The organism is Bacillus sp. TH30, assembly GCF_016650875.1.
Lineage (GTDB): Bacteria > Bacillota > Bacilli > Bacillales > Bacillaceae_G > Bacillus_A > Bacillus_A mycoides.
In genome coordinates this window covers 1,906,314-1,920,374 of record NZ_JAEKEY010000002.1, presented here as the reverse complement: position 1 = coordinate 1,920,374, position 14,061 = coordinate 1,906,314, and the positions used below count along the sequence as shown (strand labels likewise).

Here is a 14,061-nt window from a genome sequence, read left to right as displayed (position 1 = left end):
CAAATTGATTTGATTACGCTTCTATAAATTATTTACATATTCTTTCATTTTTTCATATGTCATTGGTCCTACATGCTTATATTGAATGACACCGTTTGTATCGATGACAAAAGATGTTGGAATACTGATAATTTGATATGCGGCACTTGCCTGGCCTTTCTGATCTAATAGGACGGGGAAGGTATATTTGTTTTCTTCAAGAAATTGTTTTACATTATTCGGGTCTTTTTCAGTAGCTGTCGCATTTATAGCGACAATTTCAATCCCCATATCTTTAGTATCGTGATAAAACTTTTCCATATCAGGCATTTCTATTTTGCATGGACCACACCAGCTTGCCCAAAAATTCAATATTACTTTTTTTCCTTTATAGTCTGTAAGACGAACTTCTTGACCAGTGGTTGTTTCCAGAAGGAAATTGTGGGCAACATTTCCAACTTCAGTTCCAATGGGGGTGTTTGATTTTGAAGCTATATCTTCTTTGTTGTCTAATAGGAAGTGATCGATAATAGTCCAGCTAACCGCAATGCTAATTAACGCAATAATAAACCATTTTTTAATATTACATCATCCTCCTTACTTAAATTTCCTTTTTATCGTAACAAAGTGGTTAAATATGGTCAAATTACTTTACGATAGGTTATCAATTATGGACGATATTTTACAATATCATTACTGTACATTTCAGTAAGGTGAAAATATAACAAAAAGCCTGATAAAACAACGTTTGTAAGCAAAGTATTGCTAGCCCTTTGTTTTGCTTTTTTATTGTATCATATAGTATAATATTCAAAATCAGGTGGGATTTTTTCTTGAACTGTGTGCTGATAAAAGTCGGAAAATTTTCTCAGCATTATAGGTTGATAAAGTTATGTCGTAACAGGAAATATAAGAACAGATATATAAATAAATAAAGAGAAAATAAAAAATGAAAATGAGGGGAATTTTATGAACCAAAACCAATTTGACTGTCGTATTTCAGAAGAAGACGTACAGATGTTAAGAGCATTAGCTCATCCATTGCGTCTACGTTTAGTAATGGAACTGATGCAGCGTGGAACATGTAATGTAACACAATTACAAGAGGTATTAGAAATTCCGCAATCAACTGTTTCGCAGCATTTAACGAAATTAAAACAAAATAAAGTAGTACGCTTTGAGAGACGCGGGTTAGAAGTGTACTATCAAATTCATAACGATAAAGTAAGTGAAGTAGTAAAAACATTATTTTCTTAATTTTTGAATATTATGGAAAGAAGACGTGTGAAATATACGTCTTTTTTTATTTGGAAAGGATCTAATAATAGGAAGATTTGAGAGCGTATATATTAGCGCGTTAGAAAGAAACAAACTATCGGTTGAAGTGCTAAATTGACGGAATATATTCTGAAGGGATATGAAAAGATAGAAAGGAGTGTTGTAAGCCAAAGGAGGAATAATATAATGGATGTAAAACGTGTGAAACAGATATTATCTTCTTCAAGTAGAATTGATGTTACATACGAGGGAGTCCCCGTATGGATTGAGAGCTGTGATGAGCAGAAGGGTAGTGCTCAAGTGTATGACGTATCCAACCCAGGAGAGAGCGTTCACGTGGATGTCACGGCTTTAGAAGAGATGTAATAGAAAAGACGCTTCTAATTGTAGAAGCGTCTTTTTTATTTACTATTCCATCATATGTGCAATTTTCTTAGAGAACATAAGAAGTACTAATCCTAGCACGATTACGATAACACCGATGCTTGCGAATACTTCTAAATATCCTAAAGATTGAGTGAAAGCAGCTAATTGTCCTGCTAATAAGTTTGCACAGCCAGTACCAGCTAACCATACACCCATTAATAAAGATGCTAATTTAAGAGGAGCGATTGCACTTACCATAGATAATCCGATTGGTGATAAGAATAATTCACCAATTGTATGGAACATGTAAGTGAACACAATGAACAGTAAGTTTGCTTTCATTGTAATGTTACCTTCATCGCTACCAGTTTTTAAAACAGCTAAAGTTAGAATTAAATATCCAACTCCTAGTAAAATCATACCTAATGCCATTTTTGTTGGGATTTTTAAATCACCATTTTTTGTTTTTGAAAGTTTAATCCATAATGCAGAAACAGGTAATGCTAATAAGATGATGAACAATGGGTTTACAGATTGGAACCAAGGTGTTGGAATTGTAAATCCACCAATTGTACGATCTACGAATTTATCTGTATAAAGTGTTAAAGAACTACCAGCTTGTTCAAATCCTGCCCAGAAGAATACAACGAAACAAGTTAAAATTAAAATTGCAGCTGTACGTTTTTTCTCTTGTGGTGTTAAAGGTTTTTTCTCAATTACTTTTGCGTTTTGCTCTTTAGATTGTTTACCGACAACAGTTGTTCCGATTGTACCTAAGTAACGAGGCGCTAAGAAATTAAAGGCAATCTGACCAATGATCATACCGATACAAGCTGTTAAGAATCCGTATTTATAATCTGTGAAATAACCGCAAATGAATGGAGCGATAAAAGCTCCTAAGTTAATTCCCATGTAGAAGATAGTGAAGGCACTATCACGACGAGAATCATTTTCGCTATATAATTGACCTAATAAAGTCGAAATATTTGGTTTGAAGAATCCATTACCGATAACTAATAATCCTAATCCTAAGAAAAGTCCAGTTTTAGTGTTCATGGAAAATAGTACAAAGTTACCAAGTGCCATAATGATACCACCGATGGTAATGGCGTGTCGTTTCGTAATGAAATGGTCAGTTAGCCAACCACCAATAATCGGTGTGAAGTATACTAACATTGTGAAAATACCGTAAATTTGTACAGCAACTGCTTTATCAAAGCCTAAACCGCCACTTACTAAGCTCGTTGTTAAATAAAGAACTAATAAGCCACGCATTCCGTAATAACTAAATCTTTCCCATGCCTCTGTAAAGAACAACAAATATAATCCTGGTGGATGTTTTTTTGGTGATTGTTGCTCTCCAGCTTTGTCTAATTTTAAAGCTGCATCCATGTTTGTTTCCCCCTAATCCTGTATAACGGATATTTATGTAATTATTTTAATTCACAAAATATTTAGAAGTCAATAGAATTATATGGAAATAGCAAGAAAATTTATGAAAAAATCTATTTTTCTTCAACCGTTATTATATTTTCCCCTGAAAACAAGATAATAAGCGTTTTCAAATGTAGTAATTGAATTCTAAAATAAAGTAAAATAGTGATAAATCAGAAAATTTAGATTAGAATATTTATTCTGATATAGAGAAAATATTCTATATTTACTTTTATAATATAACATATCGGGAATAAAAATACAAAATGAAATAATGTGACACTTCAGTGAAATGAAAAAAACAGCTCCATAAAAGAGGGAGCTGGTTAGAATGAAATTATTTAGCAAAGCGTTTTTCAATGTCGTCTAGTAGTAAGTTAGCAGCCATTACACCGCCAGCTGTATTCCAAATAACGTCGTCAACTTTGTATGCTTTTCCGTTCTTTACTGCATTTAAGTTTTTAAATAGAGGATCGTTTATATACTCTTTTTCGAGTTCAGAACCTTTTTTCTCGTCGCCTTTATCGAATGTGAAGTAGAATAATACATCACCATCCATTGCAGAAATACGCTCTTTAGATACGTTACGCTCTGCGAAATCATCTTTATTTTGATCACCAGGGCGTTTAAATCCAAGTTCTTTTAAAATAACGCCAGAGAATGTATCTCCATGATAAATACGAACATCACCAGGCATAAAACGTACCATAGAAATTTCTTGATTTACTTTATCGCCAAGTTTGCCTTTTAAATCTTTCATACGTGCTTCGTAATCAGTTAAAACCTTTTGACCTTCTTTTTCTTTATTTAATGCTTTTGCATAAAATTTGAAGTTATCTTTCCATTCACCACGTAATGTTTCCGAGAAAACAGTAGGTGCAATAGCTTTTAGTTGCTCGTACACTTTTTCGTGACGCATTTTGTTACCGATAATTAAGTCTGGTTTTAAAGAAGCGATAGTTTCAACGTTAACTTGTCCTTCATCACCAACAACTTTGACATCTTTCATTTTATCTTTAATATGTGGATACCATGGGTCACCTGTCCAAGACTTTACAGCCCCAACTGGTTTTACACCTAATTCAAGTAAAGCTTCAGTTCCTTCATTAGTTAAAATAACTACACGTTTTGGATTGGCAGGAACTTCTGTTTTACCCATTGCGTGCTCAACTGTAATCATTTCTTTTTTATTATCTTCTTTTGTTGATTCTTCTTTGTTATTTGATTTTCCACAAGCACTTAAAAGAAGTGAAAAAGCTAGTAGAAATACAAATGCTGTAAACGATTTCTTTTGCATGAAATTCATTATGTACCCCCTACATGTTGAGAATATTTTTCAATAGCAAGCATGATATTAAAACTTTTTGGTTCGATTGTCAATGAAAATAATTCTCATTATCGTTGACAATGCGAATTAAGTTGAAATAAACTAACAACGTATCATTATACATTGAAGGGGAAACGCTGCATGTTATTAAAAACAAATCAAGCAAAATGGATTGGATTATTTGTTGGAATCGTTGCAGTCGTTATTTGTATTTGGGGAAGTATTATTTTCGGATATACAAATACGAGCTGGAAATTAGCTTTAGATGCTTTTTTCCATTTTAATGGTTCAAATGAGCATATTATTATTCAAAATGTGCGTCTACCAAGGGCGTTAATTGCAGCAAGTGTTGGTGCTAGTTTAGCCATTGCGGGTTGTTTGATGCAAACTTTAACAAAGAATCCGCTTGCTTCTCCAGATTTTATTGGATTAAATTCAGGCGCTGCGTTCTTTATAGTTGTAGCAATTGTACTCTTTTCCGTGACATCATTATCAGCTTTTACATGGATTGCCTTTTTAGGAGCGGCAGTTGCAGCAGTACTTGTATTTGCCTCTAGTTCTTTAGGAAAAGAAGGGACAACGCCTCTTAAGTTAACATTAGCAGGTGTAGCGATAAGCGCTTTATTTTCATCATTAACACAAGGGTTACTTGTATTAAATGAAAAAGCATTTGAAGAAGTGTTGTTTTGGCTTGCCGGATCTGTGCAAGGAAGAAAGTTAGAGATTTTACAATCAGTATTCCCGTATTTATTAATAGGCTGGATTGCATCTTTTATGATGGCAGGGAAAGTAAATACATTAATGATGGGGGAAGATGTCGCAAAGGGGCTCGGACAACGAACGATTTTAATGAAATCATTCGTGTTACTTATTATTGTACTGTTGTCTGGTGGTTCAGTTGCGGTTGCTGGTCCAATTGGATTTATTGGCATCGTTACTCCTCATTTCGCAAGAGCTCTTGTTGGGGTAGATCACAGATGGAGAGTACCCTATAGCGGATTGTTAGGTGCAATACTATTAATCTTGGCTGATATAGCAGCAAGATATGTCATTATGCCACAAGAAGTACCAGTAGGGGTTATGACAGCATTTATCGGGGCCCCATTCTTTATTTATATTGCACGTAAGAGAGGGCTTAGCAAATGAAGAAGTATATTCCGTTTCGTATTGGAAAAGGCGAGCTCTCGTTTTTAATGTATAAACGAGCTTGTCTCGTCTTATTGAGTTTACTAGTTGTTTTAATAGGATTATTTTTTGCGAGTGCAGGTATGGGGGATATGAAAATTGCTCCTTATGACGTATGGCAAGCGATTACCGGAAATGGTGATGCGATGTCAAATATGGTTGTAAATAAATTTCGTATGCCGCGTATTTTAATTGCTATCCTCGTAGGAATTGCGCTTGCGGTAGCGGGCTGTATTTTACAAGGGCTCGTTCGAAACCCACTTGCTTCTCCTGATATCATCGGAATTACGGGCGGGGCAAGTGTTGCAGTTGTACTCTTTTTAGCTATATTTAGTGATAAAAACAATGCGTTAACAGTAAGCATTCATTATATGCCGCTAGCAGCTTTTGCTGGGGCAACAATTGTAGCGTTTTTTGTATATTTATTTGCCTGGAAAAATGATGGATTATCACCGATTAGTCTTGTTTTAATTGGTGTTGGATTTTGGGCATTAACGAAAGCAGCAACAACTTTATTTATGTTGTTAGCACCAATTTATCAAGCAAGTCAAGCGAATGTATGGATCACAGGTACTGTTTACGGTTCTTCATGGCAAAATGTTATGGTACTTGCGCCGTGGGTTCTCATTTTAACGACAATATCATTTATCGCTGCGAGACATTTAAATGCACAAGAGCTAGGGGATGATATAGCAGTGGGACTTGGTGTTCCTTTAACGAAGTCGCGTGTATTTATGTTGTTACTTAGTACAGCTTTAATTGGCGGGGCAGTTGCCTTTGCAGGAGGAATTGGATTTGTTGGTTTAATGGCACCTCATATTTCGCGAAGATTAGTTGGCTCTTTCTACGGTGCATTGCTCCCAGTTGCGGCGATTATCGGTGCAATTCTAGTACTCGCTGCAGATTTAATTGGGCGTACAGTTTTCACACCACTTGAAATTCCAGCAGGGGTATTTACATCAGCAATTGGTGCACCTTATTTTATTTATTTACTTTATAAAAGTCGGAATTCATAAAGGGAGATGAATATGCAAAAAGCATTGGAGACGAAACGCTTGACGCTGTCGTATGGTGAAACGATTATTATTGATGAGCTGAATTTAGAAATTCCAAAAGGGGAAATTACAATCTTCATCGGTTCTAACGGTTGTGGGAAATCAACTTTATTACGTTCACTAGCTAGATTATTAAAGCCAACAACCGGTGACATTTTGTTAGATAATCAAGCAATTCAAAGTATGCAAACGAAGCAAATCGCTCGTCAAATGGCGATTTTACCGCAAGGGCCACAAGCACCGGAAGGACTTACGGTATTACAACTTGTAAAGCAAGGACGTTATCCTTATCAAACATGGCTGAAGCAATGGTCCGAAAAAGATGAGGAAATGGTACAAAAAGCGCTTGCTGCAACGGGTATGACAGAATTTGCTGAGCGTGATGTTCATGCCCTTTCAGGTGGACAACGTCAACGTGCTTGGATTGCAATGACCCTTGCACAAGATACAGATATTATTTTGCTTGATGAGCCGACTACATATTTAGATATGACGCACCAAATTGAAGTGTTAGATTTATTATTCGAATTAAATGAAACAGAGCAAAGAACGATTGTTATGGTATTGCACGATTTAAATTTGGCATGTCGTTATGCAGACAACATTGTAGCTATTCAAGATAAACAAATATATGCGCAAGGTAAACCAGAAGAAGTTATTGACCAGAAGTTAGTTCGGGATGTATTCCGTATGGAGTGTCAAATAAGCGCTGATCCGTTATTTGGGACACCGCTCTGTATCCCGCATGGAAGAGGAAGACGTGTACTTAAAGAGGCTGTTCAGGCGATGAGATAACGAAAAAAGACGATGAGTATTCATCGTCTTTTTTACCCCGCTATTTGTGGGCAGTAAGATCCCCATCTCAAAATTCAGCGAAAGCAAAGAAGCTGGTTGGGGGATCAACTGCCCGTAAAAGCCCGATTGGTGCGGGCTAATAATCAGTGGGGGATGAACATCCCCCACTGATTAAAGTTTGACTTTATTTTCGGCAAGAAAATAATAGAAAAAGGGGAATACGTAAACGTCGTTCATATTCTTCTTCATCTTGAAAACAGTTTCGATTTGGTGTAGCTTCTTTTAAGCTTGTAATCGTAAATCCGGCTTGTTGTAATAATGTAAAATATTCTTCCGTAGTCCGGTGATATTTAATAACTTCTTGATCAATCCAGGGCTCAACTCGTTTTCCTGTTTCGAAATAATCATCGACGAGCCAACTAGTTCTTTTACCACTCGTTTGCAAGCTTTCAAATGAAGAGGTAATAACGGGATGTTGAACGCTAAAGGTGAAGGTTCCGTTTGTTTTTAAAGTTTGAAACACATTTTGAAAAATGATATCAAGGTGTTCAATATAATGTAAGGCGAGTCTAGATGTTACTAAATCAAAAGTAGAAGGAGGGTATGTGTAGTCTTTGAGGTTTAAAAAATGAACGGTGCCATTTTTATTTTCTAGTTGTTTTTTAGCTTTTTCATACATAAGCTCGGAGCCTTCAATACCAGTGTAAGAGTGGCATCCATGTTCTAATAATTCTTCGCCGAATTTAGCATCACCACAACCTAAATCGAGGATTTGTTTTCCTGTTACATTGTCAATGAGCTGAAAGAATGCTGGTTTTTCAAGGGATTCGTTTGGACTATTTTCTCGATATCTTCGCTGCATATATTGCTCTAAAAACGATTCGTTATTATATACATCAGATTCAGTAAATGCCATTTTAAAAGCCTCCTAAATATTTTTTTAATTCTATCAAATATGAAAAGTAAATGATAGATTTCTTGTAATGAATCATATATAATCTAAAATTGTAAGCGGTTTCTTTAAACTATTTTTCTATAATAAATTCTGAAAACGTGTTAAGCTAGTAGAGGGATTATTAGAACTATTAAGATAATAATCCGCTTACATGAACGATGGGAGGCTTCACGATGTCTAGTAAAACACTTGCAAACTTTTTAGAAGAAAATTTAGAGGATTTAAAATCAAAGGGGCTTTATAACGTAATTGATCCGCTTGAAAGTCCAAATGGACCGATTATTACAATTGGCGGAAAAGAATATATTAACTTATCTTCAAACAACTATCTTGGATTAGCGACTGATAATCGCTTACAAGAAGCAGCAATTGGTGCAATTCATAAGTACGGCGTTGGAGCAGGAGCTGTTCGTACAATTAACGGTACTTTAGATTTGCATATTAAATTAGAAGAAACAATTGCAAAGTTTAAACATACAGAAGCAGCAATTGCTTATCAATCAGGATTTAACTGTAATATGGCAGCGATTTCAGCTGTTATGGATAAAAATGATGCGATTCTTTCAGATGAATTAAACCATGCATCTATTATTGATGGTAGTCGTCTATCAAGAGCGAAAATTATCGTTTATAAGCATTCTGATATGGAAGATTTACGCAAAAAAGCAATCGAGGCAAAAGAATCAGGTCTTTATAATAAATTAATGGTTATTACAGACGGTGTTTTCTCAATGGATGGAGATATTGCAAAATTACCAGAAATTGTTGAAATTGCAGAAGAGCTGGATTTAATGACATATGTAGATGATGCACACGGTTCAGGTGTACTTGGCAAAGGTGCAGGTACTGTAAAACATTTCGGTCTTTCTGATAAAGTTGATTTCCAAATCGGTACATTATCAAAAGCAATTGGGGTAATTGGTGGATATGTAGCTGGGAAACAAAACTTAATCGATTGGTTAAAAGTGCGTTCACGTCCATTCTTATTCTCAACAGCTTTAACACCAGCTGATGCAGCTGCTTGTATGAGATCAATTGAAATTTTAATGGAAAGCACAGAGTTACACGATCGTTTATGGGAAAATGGTCGCTATTTAAAACAAGGGTTAAAAGAACTAGGCTTTAACATTGGAGAAAGTGAGACACCAATTACGCCTTGTATTATTGGTGATGAAGTATTAACACAAGAATTTAGTAAACGTCTAAATGAAGAAGGCGTATACGCAAAATCTATCGTATTCCCAACCGTAGCAAAAGGAATGGGACGCGTTCGTAATATGCCTACAGCAGCTCATACGAAAGAAATGCTAGATGAAGCAATTCGTAAGTATGAAAAAGTAGGGAAAGAAATGGGTATCATTTAAGTAACGACATCTTTTGAATAGCTTGCAAATGGGGAGTGGGAAAAATGAAAAAAATTCTAGTAACCGGTTCTTTAGGGCAAATTGGTTCTGAACTAGTAATGAAACTTCGTGATGTATACGGCGCATCAAATGTTATTGCAACAGATATTCGTGAAACAGACAGTGAAGTAGTAACGTCTGGTCCATTTGAAACGTTAGATGTAACGGATGGACAAAAATTACATGATATTGCAAAGCGTAATGAAGTAGATACAATTATTCATTTAGCGGCTTTACTTTCAGCAACTGCAGAAAAAAATCCGTTATTTGCTTGGAATTTAAATATGGGCGGACTTGTAAATGCATTAGAAGCAGCACGTGAATTAAACTGTAAGTTTTTCACGCCAAGTTCTATCGGTGCATTTGGTCCATCAACGCCAAAAGATAATACACCACAAGATACAATTCAACGTCCTACTACAATGTATGGGGTAAACAAAGTAGCAGGAGAATTACTATGTGATTATTATCATCAAAAGTTCGGCGTTGATACGCGCGGCGTACGTTTCCCAGGCTTAGTTTCTTACGTAGCTCCTCCAGGAGGCGGAACAACTGATTATGCAGTTGAAATTTATTATGAGGCGATTAAAAAAGGTACATACACCTCATACATTGCTGAAGGAACATACATGGATATGATGTATATGCCAGATGCTTTACAAGCGATCATTTCATTAATGGAAGCTGATTCAAGTAAACTCGTGCATAGAAATGCATTTAACATTACAGCAATGAGCTTTGAACCAGAGCAAATCGCAGCGTCAATTCGTAAACACATTCCGAACTTTACAATGGATTACGCTGTAGATCCAGCTCGTCAAACAATCGCTGATAGCTGGCCGAACTCTATTGACGCAACAGCAGCAATGAAAGAGTGGGGCTTTAAATCAGAATATGATTTAGACAAAATGACAACTGATATGCTTGCTAAGTTAAAAAAAAAGCTTGCAGCTGAGTTAGTGACGAATTAATAGTAAGAGCCGATTCTTAGGAATTGGCTCTTACTTATTTTAGGAAGGGAGAAAAGCAACATGCAAAGAGTTGATGTTGTATATGCACTAATACACGATAGCGAAAAAGATAAAATATTAATGGTACATAATGTAGAACAAAACGTTTGGTCACTGCCGGGCGGGGCTGTTGAAAAAGGTGAAACGTTAGAGCAAGCACTAGTAAGAGAAGTGAAAGAAGAGATAGGTTTAACTGCTACACTCAGTGGACTTGTTGCAATAAATGAGAAGTTTTTTGAAGAGAAGGGACATCATGCATTATTTTTTACATTCCGAGCAAATGTTGTAACAGGTGAACTTGGTGCAGAAGATGAAGGAGAAATTTCCGCAATCGAGTGGGTAGATAGAAAAATCGCGAATGAGCGATTCCCATACTACGATGGAGGGTTCGAATTATTATTAGAAGTTTCCATTCCATACAAGTTTCAACCAGAAACAAAGTAAGTTAACGAAGAAAAACAGGAGCCACGAGGCTCCTGTTTTTCTATTCAATCGTCTTCAGTAATAGTTTCTTCAACAATGGTTTAATCTTCAGGCGTAAATCTTCAGCATGATTTGCAACTAAGAAGTGATGGTTATAAATGTTTTTCATTAGTTGATAAGTCGCTTCTTTCGCTTCGCCTTCTTCGATAAAGATGCCGATTACTTCCATACCACTTTTACGAGCAAGTTTGACTGCTTCGTGCGTATCTAAAATTCCGTCTTGTTGATAGTCTAGTGCAGAAGGTTCACCGTCTGTAAAGACAAGTAAGAATTTATGTTTTTCTGGTCTTTTCGCAAGCTTTTCGGAAACGATACGAATAATATACCCGTCGCGGTTATCTTCTTCTTCGCGAAGTTGCATAATTTCTGGACCGACGTTTGGTAACGTTGAGTTTTTATACGTAACAACTTCATGGATAACGTTCGGTTTATCTTCAGGTTTAGCACTAGAAGCATCTTCCCAAAATCCACTAATAGCGTGCGGGATTTTTAAAGATTTTAAAGCTTCATGGAATAGGACCACACTCTTCTTCGTTTCTTCCATTTTGTTATACATAGAACCAGAGCAGTCCACTAATAGTTGGAATGCAACGTCGAGCTCTTGTGATTCTTGTCCTTTTTTATAAAACATACGCGGCTGCTTTTCAGTATAAATACGAAGGAATTTCTTACGAAGCCTTCCGTAATATTTATCACTGTTTGCATTCGTTTTGTTTTCAATTGTTTTTTCGATAATTTTCTTTAATTCTTTTACATCTTTATTAACGACTGATTTGATAGCTTGGTAATCTTTTTTCTCATCAGGATTCGATTTGCGAGCTTCTTTAAATGTATGAGAAGCTCCCACATTATACTTGCCGTATGCACCGTCGTTTTGGCTAGAAGCATGAGACGCTCTTGCTTCCTCTGTATCAGCACCATCAAAGTTAGATTGTGTACTTTTTTGGGAAGTACCTTGTACAGAACCAAGTGCTTGGTCACCATCTTCTGATTCACGAGCAGTATCACCCATCATATTTGTTTTTGTTCCGCTTTCTAAATCAAAGCGTAAAAAGTTCTCGTTTTCATTGTTTTTATTTTCACGGTGCCATGTCGAGAAGCTTTCATCCATTTTGTTTTTGTTATCATCGTCATCTAGGAGCTGCGTATCATCATTTGCTAATTTTTCAGCGCGACTGTCTTTCTCATCTGCAATCACAGATAAATAAAGCGGTGCATGTCCGAAATAATTATTAAGCATATCACTTTCAAGAAGTCCTTCTAAACGATAGCGAATTTTCTCAACAATATACATAATATCTTCCGTATTACGAGCTTGGAATGTTTCATGCAAAATTGATTCAATTAGCTCGAAATATTCATTATTAAACATTTCATATTTATCACTCGTTAATGAAAGATAGCATAGACAAAATAGACGATCACCGTGATAGTTACGAACACGATTTATTTCATTTTGTGAGCCAAAGTAATTGCGATACATTTCTTTTCGGCGTTTAAAAATATGTTTTGTGCCAGGACGTAAATTTTTGACGATTTCCTCAACACGTAAATCTTCTAATAGAACAAATAATTGTGTTAAAAACTTTTTTAGAGGCGATTCTTGTAACTCAATCGCATAAGAACGAATTAAAGTCATGTCCGAGTAATGTTTATTACCAAGTGCCTTTAAGAACACTTCGCTTTTTAATCCGATTACTGTATCCTCTTCTTTTCGATCATCCCAAAAGTGACTAATGACAACCTTTTTTTCAATTTCGTCGTAGTATGCTTTATAGCCATACTCAAGATAGGCATCGTCTTCTTTTAGAAGAGCATACATTAAGTTTTCCATTTGTAGAAACAGCGACGCATCAATTTTTTTGTCACTAAAAATTTGTCTCATGAATTATCCCTCAAAGAAATAACTTTCTGCTAATTCACGGACAGTCATTTGTTCTGTTTCATCGTTTAATTTTGCGATAATACTACGTTCAATTGCACGCATAACAGGAATATATACACCTAAATCACATGCATCGATAATGCCACGAATACTAGCTGCTTCTTCACTTACGCGCCCATCACGAGCTAAAGGCATAAGATCGCTTGCGAATGCAACGAACTTTTCAATTGTTGCAACATCATTTAATTTTGATTCAGATAGTAATAGTTCTTTTAATGTATCACCTTGAATGTAAGGAACTTCAATAATAACGAAACGGTTTTTTAACGCTTCGTTTAGTTCACTTGTCCCAACATAACCTTCGTTAATCGCAGCAATTACGCGATATTCGTCATCACCGTATACAACTTCTTGTGTAAATGGGTTTGTAATCATTTTGCGGTAATCTAACGCACCATGAAGAAGTGGTAACGTTTCAGGTTTTGCCATATTGATTTCATCAATATAAAGGAAATGACCGTTTTTCATTGCCTTCATAAGAGGACCGTTAACGAATGTAACTTCAGATGCGCCGTCTTTTGTTTGTAATGTGTTGTATCCTAAAATACCTTCTACATCTAAGTCGACAGAACAGTTAATGCTATGCATTGGTTTTTGGAATAAAGAAGAAAGAGTTTCCGCTAGTACTGTTTTACCACTACCAGTTGGTCCTTTTAATAGAATGTTTTTACCAAGTAAAAGTGCTGTAATGGCATCTTCAATAATGCTGTTATCAGATGCTTTATATATTTTCTTGCCAATTAAATGTGCATTTTCACCAGCTTCTTGTTTATTCTTTTCATGAATTGTAGAAAGCTGCTGTTTTAAATCAGAATGTATATGAAATTGTTCTAACATGTATTTCCC

The 14,061-nt window shown here is 35.8% G+C and carries 14 protein-coding genes; 8 read left to right on the top strand and 6 right to left on the bottom strand.

What is annotated here, in order from left to right; all coding sequences use genetic code 11:
• Window positions 1-21 precede the first annotated feature (21 nt).
• The gene (locus tag JFU20_RS12110; RefSeq protein WP_079998939.1) at window positions 22-450 is read right to left on the bottom strand and encodes a TlpA disulfide reductase family protein; all 429 of its coding nucleotides are present in this window, start codon (window positions 448-450) and stop codon (window positions 22-24) included.
• Window positions 451-948: 498 nt separating this feature from the next.
• Between JFU20_RS12110 and JFU20_RS12105 the strand changes: the two genes are divergently transcribed.
• Both JFU20_RS12105 and JFU20_RS12100 read left to right on the top strand, forming a co-directional pair.
• Complete coding sequence (locus JFU20_RS12105) at window positions 949-1,236, top strand: ArsR/SmtB family transcription factor (protein WP_001075217.1); 288 nt, start codon at window positions 949-951, stop codon at window positions 1,234-1,236.
• Between the two features lie 207 nt (window positions 1,237-1,443).
• The gene (locus JFU20_RS12100; protein WP_002010492.1) at window positions 1,444-1,623 is read left to right on the top strand and encodes an acid-soluble spore protein H; all 180 of its coding nucleotides are present in this window, start codon (window positions 1,444-1,446) and stop codon (window positions 1,621-1,623) included.
• 42 nt (window positions 1,624-1,665) lie between these two features.
• Here the strand turns inward: JFU20_RS12100 and JFU20_RS12095 are convergent, their stop codons facing one another.
• Both JFU20_RS12095 and JFU20_RS12090 read right to left on the bottom strand, forming a co-directional pair.
• Window positions 1,666-3,015, bottom strand: a complete 1,350-nt coding sequence (locus JFU20_RS12095; protein ID WP_002010491.1) for a peptide MFS transporter — start codon at window positions 3,013-3,015, stop codon at window positions 1,666-1,668.
• A 379-nt stretch (window positions 3,016-3,394) separates the two neighbouring features.
• Window positions 3,395-4,363, bottom strand: coding sequence for an ABC transporter substrate-binding protein (locus JFU20_RS12090; RefSeq protein ID WP_002167082.1), 969 nt, complete (start codon window positions 4,361-4,363; stop codon window positions 3,395-3,397).
• 162 nt (window positions 4,364-4,525) lie between these two features.
• Between JFU20_RS12090 and JFU20_RS12085 the strand changes: the two genes are divergently transcribed.
• The 3 genes from JFU20_RS12085 to JFU20_RS12075 are packed head-to-tail and all read left to right on the top strand — an operon-like array spanning window position 4,526 to window position 7,419.
• On the top strand, window positions 4,526-5,530 hold the full coding sequence (locus JFU20_RS12085) for a FecCD family ABC transporter permease (RefSeq protein ID WP_002010489.1): 1,005 nt from the start codon (window positions 4,526-4,528) through the stop codon (window positions 5,528-5,530).
• Entirely contained in the window at window positions 5,527-6,585 is a 1,059-nt protein-coding gene (locus JFU20_RS12080) for a FecCD family ABC transporter permease (RefSeq protein WP_002125167.1), read from the top strand. The genes JFU20_RS12085 and JFU20_RS12080 overlap by 4 nt, the downstream gene beginning before the upstream one ends.
• A gap of 12 nt (window positions 6,586-6,597) precedes the next feature.
• Window positions 6,598-7,419 carry an ABC transporter ATP-binding protein gene (locus JFU20_RS12075; RefSeq protein ID WP_002167083.1) on the top strand — a complete coding sequence of 274 codons (822 nt, stop codon included), beginning with the start codon at window positions 6,598-6,600 and terminating at the stop codon, window positions 7,417-7,419.
• A 184-nt stretch (window positions 7,420-7,603) separates the two neighbouring features.
• Here the strand turns inward: JFU20_RS12075 and JFU20_RS12070 are convergent, their stop codons facing one another.
• Complete coding sequence (locus JFU20_RS12070) at window positions 7,604-8,335, bottom strand: class I SAM-dependent methyltransferase (RefSeq protein WP_002167084.1); 732 nt, start codon at window positions 8,333-8,335, stop codon at window positions 7,604-7,606.
• 212 nt (window positions 8,336-8,547) lie between these two features.
• On the opposite strand from JFU20_RS12070, the gene JFU20_RS12065 reads away from it, so the two are divergent.
• Genes JFU20_RS12065 through JFU20_RS12055 form a run of 3 tightly spaced genes read left to right on the top strand, consistent with a single transcriptional unit; the run spans window position 8,548 to window position 11,231 of the window.
• A complete protein-coding gene (locus JFU20_RS12065) occupies window positions 8,548-9,738 on the top strand; it encodes a glycine C-acetyltransferase (protein WP_000095918.1) in 1,191 nt (396 codons plus the stop codon).
• A gap of 44 nt (window positions 9,739-9,782) precedes the next feature.
• Window positions 9,783-10,748 (top strand): L-threonine 3-dehydrogenase, encoded by a 966-nt coding sequence (locus JFU20_RS12060; RefSeq protein WP_002167085.1) that lies wholly within the window; start codon window positions 9,783-9,785, stop codon window positions 10,746-10,748.
• Window positions 10,749-10,808: 60 nt separating this feature from the next.
• Window positions 10,809-11,231: an NUDIX hydrolase gene (locus JFU20_RS12055; RefSeq protein ID WP_002010481.1), complete on the top strand. Its 423-nt coding sequence runs from the start codon at window positions 10,809-10,811 to the stop codon at window positions 11,229-11,231.
• 40 nt (window positions 11,232-11,271) lie between these two features.
• On the opposite strand, the gene JFU20_RS12050 is transcribed toward JFU20_RS12055, so the two are convergent.
• On the bottom strand, window positions 11,272-13,155 hold the full coding sequence (locus JFU20_RS12050; protein WP_002010480.1) for a vWA domain-containing protein: 1,884 nt from the start codon (window positions 13,153-13,155) through the stop codon (window positions 11,272-11,274).
• A 3-nt stretch (window positions 13,156-13,158) separates the two neighbouring features.
• Window positions 13,159-14,052 (bottom strand): ATP-binding protein, encoded by an 894-nt coding sequence (locus tag JFU20_RS12045; RefSeq protein ID WP_000892986.1) that lies wholly within the window; start codon window positions 14,050-14,052, stop codon window positions 13,159-13,161.
• Window positions 14,053-14,061: the final 9 nt, after the last annotated feature.